At 66.4% G+C, this 17,565-nt stretch carries 18 protein-coding genes and 1 tRNA gene; 11 read left to right on the forward strand and 8 right to left on the reverse strand.

Annotation, left to right across the window (positions count from 1 at the left end; genetic code table 11):
- Positions 1 to 12: 12 nt before the first annotated feature.
- Complete coding sequence (locus tag JYG32_RS11675) at positions 13 to 1,749, reverse strand: proline--tRNA ligase (protein WP_174383619.1); 1,737 nt, start codon at positions 1,747 to 1,749, stop codon at positions 13 to 15.
- 218 nt (positions 1,750 to 1,967) lie between these two features.
- Between JYG32_RS11675 and JYG32_RS11680 the strand changes: the two genes are divergently transcribed.
- Both JYG32_RS11680 and JYG32_RS11685 read left to right on the forward strand, forming a co-directional pair.
- Entirely contained in the window at positions 1,968 to 2,615 is a 648-nt protein-coding gene (locus JYG32_RS11680; protein ID WP_011350862.1) for an RNA pyrophosphohydrolase, read from the forward strand.
- Positions 2,616 to 2,628: 13 nt separating this feature from the next.
- Positions 2,629 to 3,237: a CNP1-like family protein gene (locus JYG32_RS11685; RefSeq protein ID WP_213263634.1), complete on the forward strand. Its 609-nt coding sequence runs from the start codon at positions 2,629 to 2,631 to the stop codon at positions 3,235 to 3,237.
- A gap of 96 nt (positions 3,238 to 3,333) precedes the next feature.
- Here the strand turns inward: JYG32_RS11685 and proB are convergent, their stop codons facing one another.
- From proB to rplU, 4 genes are all read right to left on the reverse strand, one after another.
- Positions 3,334 to 4,452: a glutamate 5-kinase gene (gene proB / locus JYG32_RS11690; protein ID WP_174383621.1), complete on the reverse strand. Its 1,119-nt coding sequence runs from the start codon at positions 4,450 to 4,452 to the stop codon at positions 3,334 to 3,336.
- A 90-nt stretch (positions 4,453 to 4,542) separates the two neighbouring features.
- Positions 4,543 to 5,655: a GTPase ObgE gene (gene obgE / locus JYG32_RS11695; protein WP_174383622.1), complete on the reverse strand. Its 1,113-nt coding sequence runs from the start codon at positions 5,653 to 5,655 to the stop codon at positions 4,543 to 4,545.
- Between the two features lie 190 nt (positions 5,656 to 5,845).
- Entirely contained in the window at positions 5,846 to 6,109 is a 264-nt protein-coding gene (gene rpmA, locus JYG32_RS11700) for a 50S ribosomal protein L27 (protein WP_027783473.1), read from the reverse strand.
- Positions 6,110 to 6,133: 24 nt separating this feature from the next.
- Entirely contained in the window at positions 6,134 to 6,445 is a 312-nt protein-coding gene (gene rplU, locus JYG32_RS11705; protein WP_006025184.1) for a 50S ribosomal protein L21, read from the reverse strand.
- Between the two features lie 210 nt (positions 6,446 to 6,655).
- On the opposite strand from rplU, the gene JYG32_RS11710 reads away from it, so the two are divergent.
- The 9 genes from JYG32_RS11710 (at position 6,656) to JYG32_RS11750 (ending at position 14,888) form a co-directional block, all read left to right on the forward strand.
- A complete protein-coding gene (locus JYG32_RS11710) occupies positions 6,656 to 7,651 on the forward strand; it encodes a polyprenyl synthetase family protein (RefSeq protein ID WP_213263635.1) in 996 nt (331 codons plus the stop codon).
- Between the two features lie 180 nt (positions 7,652 to 7,831).
- A tRNA-Pro gene (locus JYG32_RS11715) sits at positions 7,832 to 7,908 on the forward strand.
- Between the two features lie 142 nt (positions 7,909 to 8,050).
- Positions 8,051 to 9,343, forward strand: a complete 1,293-nt coding sequence (locus JYG32_RS11720; protein WP_174383624.1) for an HlyC/CorC family transporter — start codon at positions 8,051 to 8,053, stop codon at positions 9,341 to 9,343.
- A gap of 398 nt (positions 9,344 to 9,741) precedes the next feature.
- Positions 9,742 to 11,019 carry a GspE/PulE family protein gene (locus JYG32_RS11725; protein WP_213263636.1) on the forward strand — a complete coding sequence of 426 codons (1,278 nt, stop codon included), beginning with the start codon at positions 9,742 to 9,744 and terminating at the stop codon, positions 11,017 to 11,019.
- A 2-nt stretch (positions 11,020 to 11,021) separates the two neighbouring features.
- Entirely contained in the window at positions 11,022 to 12,227 is a 1,206-nt protein-coding gene (locus JYG32_RS11730) for a type II secretion system F family protein (protein ID WP_213263637.1), read from the forward strand.
- Between the two features lie 45 nt (positions 12,228 to 12,272).
- Entirely contained in the window at positions 12,273 to 13,184 is a 912-nt protein-coding gene (locus tag JYG32_RS11735) for a prepilin peptidase (RefSeq protein WP_213263638.1), read from the forward strand.
- A 1-nt stretch (position 13,185) separates the two neighbouring features.
- The gene (gene coaE / locus JYG32_RS11740; protein WP_213263639.1) at positions 13,186 to 13,794 is read left to right on the forward strand and encodes a dephospho-CoA kinase; all 609 of its coding nucleotides are present in this window, start codon (positions 13,186 to 13,188) and stop codon (positions 13,792 to 13,794) included.
- Between the two features lie 109 nt (positions 13,795 to 13,903).
- Positions 13,904 to 14,659 carry a cell division protein ZapD gene (gene zapD, locus JYG32_RS11745; protein ID WP_047899730.1) on the forward strand — a complete coding sequence of 252 codons (756 nt, stop codon included), beginning with the start codon at positions 13,904 to 13,906 and terminating at the stop codon, positions 14,657 to 14,659.
- A 28-nt stretch (positions 14,660 to 14,687) separates the two neighbouring features.
- Positions 14,688 to 14,888: a DNA gyrase inhibitor YacG gene (locus tag JYG32_RS11750; RefSeq protein WP_213263640.1), complete on the forward strand. Its 201-nt coding sequence runs from the start codon at positions 14,688 to 14,690 to the stop codon at positions 14,886 to 14,888.
- 60 nt (positions 14,889 to 14,948) lie between these two features.
- Here JYG32_RS11750 and JYG32_RS11755 read toward each other — a convergent pair whose 3' ends face one another.
- The 3 genes from JYG32_RS11755 to argJ are packed head-to-tail and all read right to left on the reverse strand — an operon-like array spanning position 14,949 to position 17,519.
- Positions 14,949 to 15,392 carry an NUDIX domain-containing protein gene (locus JYG32_RS11755; RefSeq protein WP_174381802.1) on the reverse strand — a complete coding sequence of 148 codons (444 nt, stop codon included), beginning with the start codon at positions 15,390 to 15,392 and terminating at the stop codon, positions 14,949 to 14,951.
- Positions 15,389 to 16,258, reverse strand: a complete 870-nt coding sequence (locus tag JYG32_RS11760; RefSeq protein ID WP_174381801.1) for an ATP-binding protein — start codon at positions 16,256 to 16,258, stop codon at positions 15,389 to 15,391. The genes JYG32_RS11755 and JYG32_RS11760 overlap by 4 nt, the downstream gene beginning before the upstream one ends.
- A 19-nt stretch (positions 16,259 to 16,277) precedes the next feature.
- Positions 16,278 to 17,519, reverse strand: coding sequence for a bifunctional glutamate N-acetyltransferase/amino-acid acetyltransferase ArgJ (gene argJ / locus JYG32_RS11765; RefSeq protein ID WP_213263641.1), 1,242 nt, complete (start codon positions 17,517 to 17,519; stop codon positions 16,278 to 16,280).
- Positions 17,520 to 17,565: the final 46 nt, after the last annotated feature.

Consider the following 17,565-nt stretch of genomic DNA (forward strand, 5'->3'; position numbering starts at 1 on the left):
CGGTCGCCGCGCTTAGTGCGCGAGCGCGGCGCGGATCTTCTCCGCGACCGTCGCCGCAGCCGCGTCGGCCGGCAGCAGCGTCGCTTCGGCGTCGCGGCGGCCCTGGTACTCGATCTTGCCTTCCTTCAGGCCGCGCTCGCCGATCACGAGGCGATGCGGCACGCCGATCAGTTCCCAGTCGGCGAACATCACGCCCGGGCGCTCGCCGCGATCGTCGAGGATCACGTCGATGCCGGCCGCGGCGAGTTCCGCGTACAGCGTGTCGGCGGTCTCGCGCACCATCTCGCTGCGGTCATAGCCCATCGGGCACAGCACGACCTCGAACGGCGCGATCGACTCGGGCCAGATGATGCCGCGGTCGTCGAAGTTCTGTTCGATCGCCGCGCCGAGAATGCGCGTGACGCCGACGCCGTAGCAGCCCATCAGCATCGGCTGCGGCTTGCCCGATTCGTCGAGGAACGTCGCGCCCATCGCTTCCGAGTACTTGGTGCCGAGCTGGAACACGTGGCCGACCTCGATGCCGCGGCAGATGTCGATCACGCCCTTGCCGTCCGGCGACGGATCGCCCTTCTGCACGTCGCGCACGTCGGCGACGTCCGGCTCCGGCAGGTCGCGGCCCCAGTTCACGCCCGCGATGTGATAGTCGACCTCGTTCGCGCCGACGACGAAGTCGCTCATGTTCGCGACCGTGCGATCCGCGATCACCTTCACGGGCTTTTTCGTGCCGACCGGGCCGAGATAGCCCGGCGGCGTGCCGAACCACTCGACGATTTCCTGCTCGGTCGCGAAGCGGTGATTCTTCAGGCCCGGCAGCTTCGACACCTTGATCTCGTTCAGGTCGTGGTCGCCGCGCAGCATCACGAGCCAGATGGTCGGCTCGGCGCCTTCGTTGTCGGTCGCGAGCACGATCGACTTGATCGTGCGCTCGAGCGGGATGGCCAGCAGTTCGGCGACGGCCTCGCACTTCGCCTTGCCGGGCGTCGCGACCTTTTCCATCGCTTCGGCTGGCGCCGCGCGCTCGGGCGTCAGCGGCAGCGCTTCGGCCGCCTCGATGTTCGCCGCGAACTCGGACGTCGGGCAGTAGGCGATCGCGTCCTCGCCGGTGTCGGCGATCACGTGGAACTCGTGCGAGAAGTTGCCGCCGATCGAGCCGCTGTCGGCCGCGACCGCACGGAATTCGAGGCCGAGGCGCGTGAAGATGCGCACGTACGCGTCGTACATCTTGCGATACGACTCGTTCAGGCCCGCCGCATCCTTGTCGAACGAATATGCGTCCTTCATGATGAATTCGCGGCCGCGCATCACGCCGAAGCGCGGACGAATCTCGTCGCGGAACTTCGTCTGGATCTGGTAGAAGTTCACCGGCATCTGCCGGTAGCTCTTGATCTGGTTGCGCGCGATGTCGGTGACGACTTCCTCGTGCGTCGGCCCGATCACGAAGTCGTTGTCCTTGCGGTCCTTGAAGCGCAGCAGTTCGGGGCCGTACTGCTCCCAGCGGCCCGATTCCTGCCACAGTTCGGCCGGCTGCACGGCCGGCATCAGCAGCTCGATGGCGCCCGCCCGGTTCATTTCCTCGCGCACGATCGCCTCGACCTTGCGAATCGAACGCAGGCCGACCGGCAGGTAGTTATAGATGCCGCCGGCGACGCGACGGATCATGCCGGCGCGTACCATCAGCTTGTGGCTGACGATCTCTGCGTCGGCGGGTGCTTCTTTCAGGGTGCCGATAAAGAAACGGGAAGCTTTCATGCGGACGGTTCCAAAAACGGCGCCCCCAGGCGGGGCGCCCGAAAAAGTTTCAAGGTGAAAAAGCTGCGCGCGACGAACGACGATGGCGCAGATGACTTAGCAGACTAATCAGGGACAATTCAGCCGGTGTGCCCCGCGCGGATTCGCTCCGTCACGGTGCGCAGCGCCCGTTATCTGTTTATAATCAAAGCAATTTTAAAGGATTCGAAGGTGGTTGTATGCTGGATCGTGAAGGCTTTCGCCCGAACGTCGGCATCATCCTCTTGAACGCGCGCAACGAGGTGTTTTGGGGCAAGCGGCTCCGCGAGCACTCCTGGCAGTTTCCTCAAGGTGGGATCAAGTACGGCGAGACCCCCATGCAGGCGATGTACCGGGAACTGCACGAGGAAACGGGCCTGCATCCGGAACACGTCAAGATAATCGGCCGCACTCGCGACTGGTTGCGTTACGAGGTGCCTGACAAGTTCATCAAACGCGAAGTACGCGGTCATTACCGCGGCCAGAAGCAGATCTGGTTCCTGCTGCGGATGGTCGGACGCGATTGCGACATTTGCTTGCGCGCGACCGATCACCCGGAGTTCGATGCGTGGCGCTGGAACGAGTACTGGGTACCGCTCGATGCGGTGATCGAGTTCAAGCGGGATGTCTATCAGTTGGCGCTGACGGAACTGTCGCGCTTCCTGCGCCGCCCGGCGCAGCGAGCCGAAAAGCCGCGCGGGCCGCGTCTGTCGCGCTATCCGCGCGTCATTGGCGTACAGGCCCAGCAGACGCTGACGATTGTCGACACATCGGTAGTCTGTTCGGAGATCGAAGTGGAAGCGAGTACGCTCGACGAGATGCCGCCCCACGTGATCGTCGGCAAATGACGAGTCGGACTGCATGACCGGGCGCGACCTTGGTGTCGCGCCCTTTTTTTACGAGGAATGCATATTGAAAGCGATTGCTCTCGCGCTCGCATCGATTGCCGCGGCGGCCACGCTGGCCGGTTGCGCGAATTCGAAGACGCCGACCAACAAGGATGACAGCGAGTTCGTGTATCTGCTGGACCGCCAGGGCACCTGGAAGGAAAACGCGGTCGACTCGCTGCCGCCGCTGCCGCAGACGGGCGACCTACTGCCGTTCAACGTATCGCAGAACACGCCGCTCAAGTTCTTCGTCGACGCCAAGTCGCTCGCGGTCGGCACCGATGGCGTCGTGCGCTACGCCGTCGTCATCACGAGCCCGGCCGGTGCACGCAACGTGAACTACGAGGGCATCCGCTGCGACACCTACGAATGGCGGCAGTATGCCGGCCTGAATTCGGAACACGACGGCTGGGACCGCACGGTCGAGAACGACTGGCGGCGCATCGAGAACGGCGAACTGAATGCGTACCACTCGTCGCTCTATCAGGACTACTTCTGCGCGAACAAGATGCCGCAGGGCTCGACCCGGCAGATCCTGGAGAACATCCGGTTTCACCGCACCGCGATGAGCCAGTTGCGCTGACGGTACGCGGTACGGGCCGCCTGTCCCGTCCCGCACCATGGAAAAAGCCCGCGTCACGCGGGCTTTTTATTTGACTACCGGAACCGGAACGGGCGATCACACCAGCACGAGGTTGTCGCGGTGGATCAGTTCGGGCTCCAGCATGTAGCCGAGCACATTCTCGATCTCGCCGCTCGGCTTGCGCTGAATCAGCTTCGTTTCCGCGCTGCTGTAGTTCGTGAGCCCGCGCGCCACTTCGCGCCCGTCGGGGCCGACACACGCGATCACCTCGCCGCGCGCGAACGCGCCCTGCACGTCGGTCACGCCGATCGGCAGCAGGCTCTTGCCGCCGGCCGTCAGTTTCTCGACCGCGCCCGCATCGATCACGACATGGCCACGCACCTGCAGGTGGTCGGCCATCCATTGCTTGCGCGCCGCCATCCGCGCGGTACGCGCGATCAGTTGCGTGCCGATCGCCTCGCCGGCCGCCAGGCGCACGAGCACGTCAGGCTCGCGGCCGCTCGCGATCACGGTGTTCGCGCCGCTGTGCGCCGCACGCTTCGCCGCGAGGATCTTCGTCAGCATCCCGCCGCGGCCGAGGCTCGAGCCCGCACCGCCCGCCATCGCCTCGAGTTCCGGCGCGCCCGCGTTGGCCTCGGCAACGAGCGTCGCGTTCGGGTCCTTGCGCGGATCGGCCGTGAACAGCCCGGTCTGGTCGGTCAGGATGATCAGCGCATCGCCTTCGATCAGGTTCGCGACGAGCGCACCGAGCGTGTCGTTGTCGCCGAACTTGATTTCGTCGGTAACGACCGTGTCGTTCTCGTTGATGATCGGTACGACACCGAGCCGCAGCAACGTGAGCAGCGTCGAACGCGCATTCAGGTAACGCTCGCGGTCCGCCAGGTCGGCGTGCGTGAGCAGGATCTGCGCGGTGCGGATGTCGTGTTCGGTAAAGCGGCTCTCATAGACCTGCGCGAGCCCCATCTGGCCGACTGCGGCGGCGGCCTGCAACTCGTCGATTTCCCGCGGTCGCTTGCTCCAGCCGAGCCGCTGCATCCCTTCGGCAATCGCGCCCGAACTGACGAGCACGACTTCCTTGCCCTGAGCGCGCAGCGCGGCGATCTGGGCGGCCCAGCGGCCGATTGCAGCATGATCGAGCCCTTTGCCGTCGTTGGTCACGAGGCTGGAGCCCACCTTCACCACCAATCGCTTCGAATCCGCGATGATCGAACGCATCCTGCACTGTCTCCTGTATCTGACGCCTGCCCGGCCGGGCGCGATTGAACGCCGACGCCGGGCGGCACGCCCGGCGGGTTCCGGAACCGCTCAGGCGTCGTCGCCCGGCGCAGCACCGCCGTTCGCAGGCGGCGCGTCGCGGAAACGCACGTCCGCCGCGAGATCTTCCGCTTCCGCCGCGCGATGCGCGTCCGAATGCTGGGACAGGTAATCGAAGATCGCGTAGCACAGCGCTTCGCAGCCCTGGCCCGTCAGCGCCGAAATCTCGAACACCGGGCCGTCCCAGCCGAAGCGGTCGAGGAAATCCGCGACGCGCGCCTCGCGCTCGTCTTCCGGCACCATGTCGAGCTTGTTGAGCACGAGCCAGCGCGGCTTCTCGTAGAGCGCCTCGTCGTACTTGCGCAGCTCGCCGACGATCGCGGTCGCTTCCGCGACCGGATCGACGCTTTCGTCGAACGGGGCGAGATCGACAAGATGCAGCAGCACGCCGGTGCGCTGCAGGTGACGCAGGAACTGATGCCCGAGGCCCGCGCCTTCGGCGGCGCCCTCGATCAGCCCCGGGATGTCGGCGATCACGAAGCTCTTGCTCGGGCCGACGCGCACCACGCCGAGATTCGGCGCGAGCGTCGTGAACGGGTAGTCGGCGATCTTCGGCCTCGCGTTCGACACCGACGAAATGAACGTCGACTTGCCTGCGTTCGGCATGCCGAGCAGGCCGACGTCGGCGAGCACCTTCAGCTCGAGCTTCAGCATGCGCCGCTCGCCGGGCTTGCCGTCCGTCTTCTGGCGCGGCGCGCGGTTCGTGCTCGACTTGAAATGCAGGTTGCCGAGCCCGCCGGCGCCGCCCTGTGCAAGCATCACCTGCTGGTCGTGCTCGGTCAGGTCGGCGATCAGCTCGCCGGTATCCATGTCGTTGATGATCGTGCCGACCGGCATGCGCAGCGTGACGTCGTCGCCGCCCTTGCCGTAGCAATCGGAGCCGCGACCGTTTTCGCCGTTGCGCGCCAGGTGCTTCTTCGCGTAACGGTAGTCGATCAGCGTGTTGATGTTGCGGTCGGCGATCGCGTAGACGCTGCCGCCCCGGCCGCCGTCGCCGCCGTCCGGCCCGCCGAACGGGACGAATTTCTCGCGGCGCATCGACGCGCTGCCATCACCTCCGTCTCCGGCGATGACTTCGATTCGTGCTTCGTCAATGAACTTCATTCGTCACTCCGCCCAGTATTTCCGCTATTGTGCCGCGCGCCGGCGCGCTTGAACAATCTGCCGTTCGGCCGATCGTACGCCGGTTGCGCGACGGCCGCCGGCGCGCACATGCGCCCGGCGACCCAATAAAAAAGGCCCCGCGAAGACTGCGGGGCCTTTCGGCTACGAAGCCCTTGGTGCCTAAATAAACTTAGGCAGCCGCCGGGACGACGATGACCAGATGCTTCTTGTCCGCGCCTTTCGTCGCGAACTTCACGTGACCGTCGATCAGCGCGAACAGGGTGTGATCCTTGCCCATGCCGACGTTCTCGCCTGCGTGCATGCGCGTACCGCGCTGACGCACGATGATGCCGCCGGCATTGATTGCCTGGCCGCCGTACACTTTCACGCCGAGACGTTTCGACTCGGAGTCGCGGCCGTTCCGGGAAGAGCCGCCTGCCTTTTTGTGTGCCATCTGATTGCTCCTTTACCGAGGCGCTTACGCGTTGATCGCGTCGATGCGCAGCTCAGTGTAGTTCTGGCGGTGGCCGCCGTGCTTTTGGTAGTGCTTCCGGCGACGCATCTTGAAGATGGTGACCTTGGCATGACGACCGTGCGACACAACGGTGGCCTTGACGGAAGCCCCACTGACCAGCGGCGTACCGAACTTAATCGATTCGCCTTCGCCCACTGCGAGAACCTGGTCGAGCGTGATTTCAGCGTCAATGTCAGCCGGTATCTGTTCTACTTTGAGTTTTTCGCCAACGGCAACCTTGTACTGCTTGCCGCCGGTTTTTATGACCGCGTACATTGAGAACCTCACTCTGGATCCAAATTTTCCGCACACCACGCGCGGAAAACACGTGATTATACATGGGGTTAGCACCGAAGTCAAAACCGATCGACGATTGCCGCACGCCGGCCTCGGCCGGACGGCCTAAATCGCTGCTGCGGCGCGTCCGACAGACCGGGATATCTCGGATTCGACTTATAATCCGCGGCATCACCCAATTCCATCATCATGTCGTCGTCCACCGCCTCCCCCACCCTCAGCGCCGCCCACCTGCTCGCTCCGATCACCAGCGACATGGAGCAGGTGAATCGCGTTATCCGGCAAAGCCTCGCGTCCGACGTGCTGCTGATCAACCAGATCGCCGAGTACATCATCGGCGCGGGCGGCAAGCGGCTGCGTCCGGCGTTGCTGCTGCTCGTCGCCGGCGCGCTCGGCGAAACGTCGCACCAGCGGCACGTACTGGCCGCGGTCGTCGAGTTCATCCACACGGCCACGCTGCTGCACGACGACGTCGTCGACGAATCCGAGCTGCGCCGTGGCCGCCAGACCGCCAATGCGCTGTTCGGCAACGCGGCGAGCGTGCTGGTAGGCGATTACCTCTATTCGCGCTCGTTCGAGATGATGGTCGGCGTCGGCAAGATGCGCGTGATGGAGATCCTGTCCGAAGCAACGACGATCATTTCCGAAGGCGAGGTGCTGCAGCTCCTCAACATGCACGATGCGGACGTCGACGAAACGCGCTACATGCAGGTGATCCGCTACAAGACGGCCAAGCTGTTCGAGGCGTCTGCGCGCCTGGGCGCGGTGCTCGCGGGCGCCGATGCGCCGACCGAGTCCGCCGCCGCCGAATACGGCCGCCGGATCGGCACCGCGTTTCAGATCATGGACGACTGGCTCGACTACGCGGGCGCCGTCGAAGCGATGGGCAAGAATGCCGGCGACGACCTGCGCGAAGGCAAGCCGACGCTGCCGCTCATCTACCTGATCGAACGCGGTACGCCCGAGCAGTCGGCGCTTGCACGCGAGGCGATCGAACAGGGCGGCACCGATCGCTTCGACACGATTTTCGAAGCGATCACGCGCTCGGGCGCGCTGGATCACACGCTCGAATGCGCACGCCAGGAAGCGCAGGCGGCCGCGGCAGCGATCGCCGCGTTCCCCGATTCGATCTACAAGGAGAGCCTGCTCGCGCTGTGCTCGTACTCGACGTCGCGGCAGTCGTAAATGCATTGCGTGCGTCGCCGCCACTGCTGCGACGACGCACGTTCGACACGGCGCGATCACCTGTCCCAAAAAATTTCTTCGCCAAAGTATTCCATTTTCGAAGAAACGTCGTTATAGTTATGTTCTTGCTCGACGACGCAGCGGTCTTGAAGAAGACTGCGAAATCGGAAGAGTCCAAATCGGGGTGTAGCTTAGCCTGGTAGAGCGCTACGTTCGGGACGTAGAGGCCGGAGGTTCGAATCCTCTCACCCCGACCAGATTTGTAAAAAACCGTGCACTGCGTGCACGGTTTTTTTTCGTCCGGCCGCCGCGGGCCCATCGTGTCGCGCCCGACACATCGCGGTCGCCGGCCTCTGCTATATTCCCTCCATCCCTGTCCTTCACTGCCCTTTCCGACGCGTGGACCAAATTCCCTTATGGGCGCAAATCGGCGCCGTCTTCCTGCTTCTCCTCTGTTCCAGCTTCTTTTCCATTTCCGAGACTGCGATGATGGCGCTCAATCGCCATCGGCTGAAGCATCTCGCCGGCCAGGGTGCGCTCGGCGCGAAAACGACGCAGGGGCTTCTCACGCGGACTGACCTGCTGCTCAGCGTGATCCTGATCGGCAACAACCTGTTCAACACGATCATCCCGGTCCTCACGACGTCGCTCGCGCTTCATACGTTCGGCCGCAACAACCTCGCGCTGTCGATCGCGACCGGCATCGTCGCGTTCCTGATCATCGTGTTCGCGGAAATCGCGCCGAAGATCGTCGGCGCGACCTTCCCCGAACGCATCGCCCTGCCTGCGAGCCTCGTGATCGCACCGCTGATGCGCGTGTTCAAGCCGGTCGTCTGGTTCGTCAACGCGCTCGCGAACGGCGTACTGTGGGTGCTGCGCATCAACACGAAGAAGGGCCGCGACCAGCGGATGTCAGCCGACGAGTTGCGGGCCATCGTGCTCGAGTCGAGCAGTTTCATGCCGACCAAGCACCGCAGCATCCTGCTCAACCTGTTCGACCTCGAGAACATCACGGTCGACGACGTGATGGTGCCCCGCCGCCAGATCGAGTCGCTCAACTTCTACGCACCGCTCGACGACGTCCTGCACGAGCTCGAAACCTGCTATCACAACCGGCTCGTCGTCTACGAAGGCGACATCGACAAGGTGCTCGGCGTGCTGCACGTGCGCAAGACGCTCACCGCGCTGCACAACCAGGAGTTCGATCGCGAAATGCTGCGCTCGCTGCTCGCCGAGCCGTACTACGTGCCGTCGGGCACGCCGGTGGTTCAGCAGCTCCAGTTTTTCCAGGAGACCCGGCAGCGTACCGCGCTCGTCGTCAACGAGTACGGCGAGCTCGAAGGGCTCGTCACGCCCGAAGACATCATCGAGGAGCTGATCGGCGAATTCACGACCTCGATGCCGCGCAGCGAACGCGCGGGCGGCTGGGACGAGAACGGCGAATGCATCGTCTCGGCCAGCATGCCGCTGCGCGAACTGAACCGCTGGCTGCTCCTGAAGCTGCCGACCGACGGGCCGAAGACGCTGAACGGGTTGATTCTAGAAATCCTCGAGGAAATTCCGGAAGACGACGTGTGCCTGAAAATCGGCGACGTGATGCTCGAGGTGATGCGCAGCGACGACCAGGCCGTGCGCACCGTCAAGCTCTTCAAGCCGCGCGGCACGCGCACCGCACGCGCCGCCCTGCGCTAGGCCTGTTCCCGCCAATAACGGGCTTGCGCTGGCCCCCAGAAGGGCCGAGCGCAAGGAATGCGACGACCAACGGGAGTCCCTGTGGGACGAAGCGAATACTCGACGCGTATTCGCGAGGAGCATGACGCGGCGATCGGCCCTTCTGGTGGTCAGCCCGACGAATGAACTTTTCCAAAACAGGGGAACGCGCGTTGCCGGCCGTATTGCGGCGTCGCGCGTCGCTTGTTCGGCTCGGCCAAACGGCGCTCCTCACTCGTTGCACTCCGACCGGCAAGCCACGTTCGCAAGCCCGTTATTGGCGGGAACAGGCCCTAGCCGAACGGCCGACTGCCGGAGCCGCCCGCGACGCGCGACCATCTGCGGGTCACGTTCAACAGGCGGCCGACGCGCCGGCTCACATGCATTTCCCTCCCCCCGGGGCACCGCTGCGCACGCAGCCGACGCCCGCCCGCTCCGATGCGTCGCCCGCCGCCGCACCCCACGCGCTCGACGCGGCCCAGCTCGACGATGCCCCGGCCGTGCGGCTGCTGACCGACACGCTTCACGCGGCACGCGTGCGCGACGCATCCGACATCCATGTCGAACCGTTCGAAGCCGGCTGGCGCATCCGCCTGCGCATCGACGGCGTGCTGCACGAACATGCGCGGCCGCCCCTGCACCTGCGCGACGCGCTCGTCACACGGATCAAGGTCCTCGCGCGCATGGACATCGCCGAGCGGCGCCTCCCGCAGGACGGCAGGCTGCGCATCGCGATCGACGGCGGCACGCGCGGCGACTACCGCGTCAGTTCGCTACCCACACTGTTCGGCGAAAAGCTCGTGCTGCGGCGCCTCGAAACGCTGCCGCCCGATCTCACGCTCGCCCGCCTCGGTTTCGACGCGCAGCAGGCGGCCGCGATGGAGGCGGCGATACGCGCACCGCACGGCCTCGTGCTCGTCACGGGCCCGACCGGCAGCGGCAAGACGCTGTCGCTCTACTGCGCGCTGCAGATGCTCGATCGCGACGCGCACAACGTCTGCACGGTCGAGGATCCCGCCGAGATCCAGCTCGACGGGATCAGCCAGGTCGGTGTCGCCGAAAAGGCGGGGCTCACGTTCGCGACGGCACTGCGCGCGCTGCTGCGGCAGGATCCGGACATCATCATGGTCGGCGAGATTCGCGATGCGGAGACGGCCGACGTCGCGATCAAGGCCGCGCAGACCGGCCATCTCGTGCTGTCGACGCTGCACACGAACGACGCGCCGGCCGCCGTCGCGCGGCTGCTCGACATCGGCGTCGCGCCGTACAACCTCGCGGCCGCGCTGCACCTCGTCACCGCTCAGCGTCTCGTCCGGCGCCTGTGCGTCGCGTGCCGCGTGCACTCGGACGCACCGGCGCACGTGCTGCGGGAAGCCGGCTGCGACGCGGCGGCCCTGGCAGCCGGATGGCGGCCGTTCGTCGCGCGCGGCTGTTCCGCGTGTCACGGTATCGGCTATCGCGGCCGTATCGGCCTGCATCAGACGATGCCGGTATCGCGCGCGCTGGCGGAACGCATCGTCGCGCGGGCGAGCGTCGGCGAACTCGCGCAATGCGCGGCGGCCGAAGGCGTGCGCAATCTGCGCGACGCGGCCTTCGCGCGCGTCCGGGACGGCACGACGAGCATCGCGGAAGCCGTCGCCGCGACACCGGCGTCGTGAGCATGCGCACGACGCCGCGCGAAACCCGCTTCGCATGGCGCGGCCGCCGCCGCGACGGCACGCCGCGTCGCGGGACCGTCATCGCCTTCGACGCAGCGGCTGCGCGCGCCGCGCTCGCGCGCGACGGCATCGCGGTACTGTCGCTCGACGTCCGCGGGCCGGCCCGGCCGCCGACGGCCGGCGCACGGGACATCACGCGCTTCACGCGCCAGCTCGCGAGCCTGCTGCAGGCCGGCCTGCCGCTCGCGCCGTCGCTCGAGATGCTCGCGCGTACGCGTACACGCGACGGCGTGCCGCGCATCGCCGCGGGTCTCGCCCGCGAGATCGTCGGCGGGCAACGCTTCGCCGATGCGCTCGCACGCTATCCAGCGCAGTTCGGTACGCTGTATCGCCAGTTGATCGAGGTCGGCGAAGCATCCGGCTCGCTCGGCATCGTGCTGACACGGGTCGCGGAACACCGCGAGCGCGCCGACGCGCAGTGGCGCAAGCTGCGTGCCGCGCTCGCGTATCCGGCAGCCGTCATCCTGTTCGCGCTCGCGATCTCGGCTGCGTTGATGGTGTGGGTCGTGCCGACGTTCCGGCAGATCTTCGACGGTTTCGGCACCGCACTGCCGGCGCCGACCCGCGCACTGCTCGCGCTGTCCTCGGCGCTGTCGGCGTGGGGCGGTGTGCTCGTGGCCGGTGCCACGGCAACGGGGCTTGCCGCCCATCACGCGCTTCGGCGGTCGGCGCCGCTGCGCCATGCCGTCGCGCGGCGCCTGCTGCGTGCCCCGCTCGCAGGCAGCGCGCTTGCGCGGTTCGCGGCCGCACGCTGGTGCCGCTCGCTTGCGACGCTGCTCGGCGCCGGCGTCCCGCTCGCCGACGCCTTCGCCACGCTCGAGCGCACGGCCGGCCATCCGGTGTTCGAGCAGGCCACCGCGCACATCGCGGCACGCGTGCTGCACGGCGCGCGTCTCGCCGACGCGATGCAGTCGGTCGGCTGCTTCCCGGACGACGTCGTGCAACCGATCGCCGTCGCCGAGGAGACCGGTGCGCTCGACACGATGCTCGCCGACCTCGCCGCGCTGTGCGAACGCCAGCTCGACACGCGTCTCGAGACGCTCGCGGCACTCGGGGAACCGCTGATCGTGATCGTACTGGGCGCACTCGTCGGCGGCCTCGTGATCGCGATGTACCTGCCCATCCTTCAGCTCGGCAACGTGGTGTAGCATCGCAACCGATTCTGTCGCCTTTTAGCCCGAACCTTGAGCCTCATGACGCCCGCGCCCCTGTACGCCGTTCCCGATTCGCCCGAGAGCACGCTGCTCGCGCTGGCGATGCTGCCGCCCGCGTTGCAGTATGCGTTCGCGGTCGTCATCGGCCTTTGCATCGGCAGCTTCCTGAACGTGGTCGTGCACCGTCTGCCGGTGATGATGCAGCGCGCATGGCAGGCCGAGATCGCCGAAGCGACCGGCAACGCCAGCACCGCCCCCGACGACGGTTATCCGCCGCGCTACGATCTGTGGCGCCCGCGCAGCGCATGCCCGCATTGCGGCCATGTGCTGCGCGCGTGGGAAAACATCCCGCTCGTCAGCTACCTGATACTGCGCGGACGCTGCCGCCGCTGCGGCCACGCGATCGGCATCCGTTATCCGCTCGTCGAGCTCGCGTGCGCGCTGCTCGCCGCCGGCTCGCTCGCCGCGTTCGGCCCGACCGTCGCCGCGCTTGCCGCCTTCGCGCTGTGCGCCGCGCTGCTTGCGATGAGCGCGATCGATATCCGCACCGGTTACCTGCCCGATTCGATGACGCTGCCGCTCCTCTGGGCCGGGCTCGTGCTGAACCTCGGCGGCACGTTCACGTCGCTGCGCTCGGCCGTGATCGGCGCAATGGCCGGTTACCTGTTCCTGTGGTCGGTCTACTGGCTGTTCAAATGGTTGCGCGGCATCGAGGGCATCGGCTTCGGCGATCTGAAGCTGCTCGCCGCGCTCGGCGCGTGGATGGGCTGGGCCGCACTGCCGCAGGTCGTGCTGTTCGCCGCGGTGACGGGCGCAATCGTCGGGCTCGTCGCGACCTGGCGCGGCCGCATGCGCTTCGAGGAGCCGATTCCGTTCGGCCCGTTCCTCGCGGCGGGCGGCGTCGCGACGCTGTTTTTCGGCACCCCTTTTTATGCGGCGCTCGGAGGCTGACATGTTCGCAGTAGGACTCACCGGCGGCATCGGCAGCGGCAAGACGACCGTCGCCGACCTGTTCGGCGCCCGCGGCGCATCGCTCGTCGATACCGACCTGATCGCCCACCGCATCACCGCGCCGGGCGGCCTCGCGATGCCTGCGATCGAACAGGCATTCGGCCGCGGCTTCGTTGCTGCCGACGGCGCGCTCGACCGCGCGAAGATGCGCGCGCTGATCTTCAGCGACGACGACGCGCGCCGGCGCCTCGAGGCAATCACGCACCCGCTGATCCGCGCGGAAACCGATCGCGAGGCGCGCGAAGCGCAGGGCCCGTATGTGATGTTCGTCGTGCCGCTGCTCGTCGAGTCGGGCAACTGGAAGGCGCGCAGCAATCGCGTGCTCGTCGTCGACTGCCCGGTCGAAATGCAGATCGCGCGCGTGATGCAGCGCAACGGGTTCACGCGCGCGCAGGTCGAGGCAATCATCGCAAGACAGGCAACGCGCGAAGCCCGTCTCGCGGCGGCCGACGACGTGATCGTCAACGACGCGACGACGCCCGATGCGCTCGCCGCGCAGGTCGATGCACTGCACCAACGCTATCTCGGGTTCGCGGCCGCCGCGCACTGAGCCGCGTGCGTAATCGTGATGGCGTACGAAATTGGTGCGTTGCTAGGGTAGAGCGTGAGCATTAGAATGTCCTGCATTGTTTCAATCCCTACCCAAGAGGCGAGCGCGCTTGATTCTTTACGAGTATCCGTTCAACGAGCGAATTCGCACGCTGTTGCGCCTCGAAGACCTGTTCGAGCGCTTCGCGTTCTTTTTGGCTCAGGAGGACCCGCGTGAACACCACGTCGCGCTGACGACGCTGTTCGAAATCGCCGAGGTAACCGGCCGCGCGGACCTGAAATCGGATCTGATGAAGGAGCTCGAACGTCAACGCCAGACGCTCGCCCCCTTTCGCGGCAATCCGGGCATCGAGCAGAACGCGCTCGAAGCCGTGCTCGGCGAAATCGAGCAGACGCTCGCGAATCTCGCGCAGATGCAGGGCAAGACCGGGCAGCACCTCGTCGACAACGAGTGGCTCGCCAGCATCCGCAGCCGCGCGGTGATTCCCGGCGGCACCTGCAAGTTCGACCTGCCGTCGTACTACGCGTGGCAGCAATGGCCCGCCGAGCAGCGGCGCCAGGACATCGCGAAGTGGATCATGCCGATGCTGCCGCTGCGCGACGCCGCGTCGATCGTGCTGCGCCTCGCACGCGAATCGGGCCAGGCGTCGAAGGTCATGGCGATGCAGGGCAGCTACCAGCAGATGCTGTCCGGCCGCACCTACCAGTTGATGCAGGTGCGCGTACCGCCGGAGTTGCGCGTCATTCCCGAAGCGAGCGCGAACAAATACATGCTGTGGGTACGGTTCACCATGCAGGACGGCGATGTGCGGCCGCGCGCGGTGGACATCGACGTGCCGTTCCATCTGACACTGTGCAATCTGTAACGGCCGCGTGCCGGATCGACGCTTTCGTATGACTACCGTTGTGAAATGCCCGTCGTGCGGCGCCCAAGTGCGCTGGACATCTGAAAATCAGTTCCGCCCGTTCTGTTCGGCACGCTGCAAGCAGCTCGACCTCGGCGCCTGGGCTGCGGAAAAGTACCGGATCGGCGGTACGTCCGACGAAGGCCCTTCGTCGGAAGAAGACGGCACGGACGACCGCCGCGACAGCTAAGCGGCGCGCGGCACCGCCCGCCGGCGATATGGCCCGCCTTTCACGCAGGCCGCCGCGGCATCAGTGCGACGCCGCTTCCTTCTCGAGCAGTTCGAGCACCGGCAGCGCTGCCGGCAGCAGCGGCGCGACGTCGACCGGCAGTTGCTGCCACACGAACGCCTGCCCTTCCTTGCTGTGCGGCTCGCCCGTCCAGCCCGTCACCTTGCAGAAATAGAGCCGCACGTACGCGTGCGGATAATCGTGCTCGAGCGTGTGCCAGCGATGGCTGGCCGTGACGACGATGCCGAGTTCCTCGTGCAGTTCGCGCGCCAGCGCGTCCTCGACGCTCTCGCCGGCCTCCAGCTTGCCGCCCGGAAACTCCCAGTAGCCTTCATACGGCTTGCCCTGCAGCCGCTGCGCGAGCAGGTAGCGGCCGTCCGGCTGCACCATCACGCCAACCGCGACTTCCGTCACCTTGCGGCCATCCGGCGCCCGTACTGCGCCCTGTGCGAGATTCGCGCTCATGCCTGCTCCTTGCGGCCCGACCAGTCGCGCGCGAACTGCCACGCGACGCGTCCCGACCGCGAGCCGCGCTCGAGCGCCCATACGAGCGCGTCGCCGCGCGCGGACTCGATCTCCGCATCCGCGCAGCCGAAATGACGCAGCCAGTGCGCGACGATGCCGAGGTAGTCGTCCTGCTTGAACGGATAGAAGCTGACCCACAGGCCGAAGCGCTCCGACAGCGAGATCTTCTCCTCGACGACTTCGCCGGGGTGAATCTCGCCATCCGGAAGATGCTTGTACGACTCGTTGTCGCTCATGTACTCAGGCAGCAGATGGCGGCGGTTCGACGTCGCGTAGATCAGCACGTTGTCCGACTGCGCGGCGATCGAGCCGTCGAGCGCGACCTTCAGCGCCTTGTAGCCCGATTCGCCTTCCTCGAACGACAGGTCGTCGCAAAACACGATGAACCGCTCGGGACGCTGCGAGATCAGCTCGACGATGTCGCCGAGATCGTGCAGGTCGTCCTTGTCGACTTCGATCAGGCGCAGCCCGTCCTTCGCATATGCGTTCAGGCACGCCTTGATCAGCGACGACTTGCCGGTGCCGCGCGCGCCGGTCAGCAGCACGTTGTTGGCCGGCTTCTGCTGCACGAACTGCCGCGTGTTCTGTTCGATCAGCCCTTTCTGGCGATCGATGTTGTGCAGGTCGCCGAGCGTGATCGACGACACTGCCGGCACCGGCTGCAGGTAGCCGCGCCCCTGGCGCTTGCGCCAGCGGAACGCGTGCGCGGCGTTCCAGTCGACGGCCGCCGGCGCAGGCGGCAACACCCCCTCGAGACGGCCGAGCAGCGCTTCCGCGCGCGTCAGAAACTGTTCAAGCTTGTCCATGTCGTTCGAGCGCTCCCGATCAGGAGCGGTAATCCGCGTTGATGCTCACGTAATCGTGCGACAGGTCGCACGTCCACACGGTGGCCTGCGCGTCGCCGCGGCCGAGCAGCACGCGGATCGTGATTTCGCTCTGCTTCATCACGCGCTGGCCGTCCTCTTCCTGGTAGGCCGGGTTGCGGCCGCCCGCCTTCGCGACGAGCACGTCGTCGAGATAGAGGTCGATCTTGCCGACGTCGAGGTCCGCGACGCCCGCATAGCCGATCGCCGCGAGAATCCGGCCGAGGTTGGGGTCGGATGCGTAGAAGGCCGTCTTCACCAGCGGCGAATGGCCGATCGCGTACGCGATCTGGCGGCATTCCGCGACGCTCTTGCCGCCTTCGACCTGCACCGTCATGAATTTCGTCGCGCCTTCGCCGTCGCGCACGATCAGTTGCGACAGCACCTGCGCGACTTCCGTCACCGCGTCGCGCAGCGCTGCATAGGCCGGCGAATCGGTCGACGTGATCGCGGGCAGCGTGCTCTTGCCCGACGCGATCAGGATGAACGAATCGTTCGTCGACGTGTCGCCGTCGATCGTGATGCAGTTGAACGAGCGGTCGGCGACTTCCCTCACGAGCGTGTCGAGCACCGGCTGCGCGACGTTCGCGTCGAACGCGAGGAAGCCGAGCATCGTCGCCATGTTCGGCTTGATCATGCCGGCGCCCTTGCTGATGCCCGTCAGCGTGACCGTGTGGCCGTCGATCGTGACTTGGCGCGACGCGGCCTTCGGCAGCGTGTCGGTCGTCATGATCGCCTGCGCGGCGTCAAACCAGCTCCCGGCCTTGCGGTTCTCGAGCGCTGCCGGCAGGCCGGCCTTCAGGCGGTCGATCGGCAGCGGCTCGAGGATCACGCCGGTCGAGAACGGCAGCACCTGCGCCGGCTCGATACCCGCGAGGCGTGCGAGTTCCGTGCAGGTCTCGCGGGCGTTCACGAGGCCCGGCTCGCCGGTGCCCGCGTTCGCATTGCCCGTATTCACGACCAGTGCACGGATGCCCGCGCCGCCCGCGCGCACCTTCGCCAGATGCTCGCGGCAGACGGTGACCGGCGCGGCGCAAAAGCGGTTTTCGGTGAACACGCCCGCGACCGTCGCCCCTTCGTCGACGGAGATCACCAGCACGTCCTTGCGATTCGGCTTGCGGATGTTCGCTTCCGCCCAGCCGAGCGTGACGCCGGCGACGGGATGCAGTTGGGCGGGATCGATCGACGGAAAATTGACAGCCATGGGGCACACCTGCCGGATGGAAAATGCCGGCACGCGCCGGCATCGA

It is taken from the genome of Burkholderia pyrrocinia (genome assembly GCF_018417535.1).
In the GTDB taxonomy this organism is placed as follows: Bacteria; Pseudomonadota; Gammaproteobacteria; order Burkholderiales; family Burkholderiaceae; genus Burkholderia; species Burkholderia pyrrocinia_E.

What these genes read in the sequence shown, in the direction of transcription:
- JYG32_RS11675 (WP_174383619.1), bottom strand. Translation starts at nt 1,749, where the DNA reads ATGAAAGCTTCCCGTTTCTTTATCGGCACCCTGAAAGAAGCACCCGCC.
- JYG32_RS11680 (WP_011350862.1), top strand. Translation starts at nt 1,968, where the DNA reads ATGCTGGATCGTGAAGGCTTTCGCCCGAACGTCGGCATCATCCTCTTG.
- JYG32_RS11685 (WP_213263634.1), top strand. Translation starts at nt 2,629, where the DNA reads ATGACCGGGCGCGACCTTGGTGTCGCGCCCTTTTTTTACGAGGAATGC.
- proB (WP_174383621.1), bottom strand. Translation starts at nt 4,452, where the DNA reads ATGCGTTCGATCATCGCGGATTCGAAGCGATTGGTGGTGAAGGTGGGC.
- obgE (WP_174383622.1), bottom strand. Translation starts at nt 5,655, where the DNA reads ATGAAGTTCATTGACGAAGCACGAATCGAAGTCATCGCCGGAGACGGA.
- rpmA (WP_027783473.1), bottom strand. Translation starts at nt 6,109, where the DNA reads ATGGCACACAAAAAGGCAGGCGGCTCTTCCCGGAACGGCCGCGACTCC.
- rplU (WP_006025184.1), bottom strand. Translation starts at nt 6,445, where the DNA reads ATGTACGCGGTCATAAAAACCGGCGGCAAGCAGTACAAGGTTGCCGTT.
- JYG32_RS11710 (WP_213263635.1), top strand. Translation starts at nt 6,656, where the DNA reads ATGTCGTCGTCCACCGCCTCCCCCACCCTCAGCGCCGCCCACCTGCTC.
- JYG32_RS11725 (WP_213263636.1), top strand. Translation starts at nt 9,742, where the DNA reads ATGCATTTCCCTCCCCCCGGGGCACCGCTGCGCACGCAGCCGACGCCC.
- JYG32_RS11730 (WP_213263637.1), top strand. Translation starts at nt 11,022, where the DNA reads ATGCGCACGACGCCGCGCGAAACCCGCTTCGCATGGCGCGGCCGCCGC.
- JYG32_RS11735 (WP_213263638.1), top strand. Translation starts at nt 12,273, where the DNA reads ATGACGCCCGCGCCCCTGTACGCCGTTCCCGATTCGCCCGAGAGCACG.
- coaE (WP_213263639.1), top strand. Translation starts at nt 13,186, where the DNA reads ATGTTCGCAGTAGGACTCACCGGCGGCATCGGCAGCGGCAAGACGACC.
- JYG32_RS11750 (WP_213263640.1), top strand. Translation starts at nt 14,688, where the DNA reads ATGACTACCGTTGTGAAATGCCCGTCGTGCGGCGCCCAAGTGCGCTGG.
- JYG32_RS11755 (WP_174381802.1), bottom strand. Translation starts at nt 15,392, where the DNA reads ATGAGCGCGAATCTCGCACAGGGCGCAGTACGGGCGCCGGATGGCCGC.
- JYG32_RS11760 (WP_174381801.1), bottom strand. Translation starts at nt 16,258, where the DNA reads ATGGACAAGCTTGAACAGTTTCTGACGCGCGCGGAAGCGCTGCTCGGC.
- argJ (WP_213263641.1), bottom strand. Translation starts at nt 17,519, where the DNA reads ATGGCTGTCAATTTTCCGTCGATCGATCCCGCCCAACTGCATCCCGTC.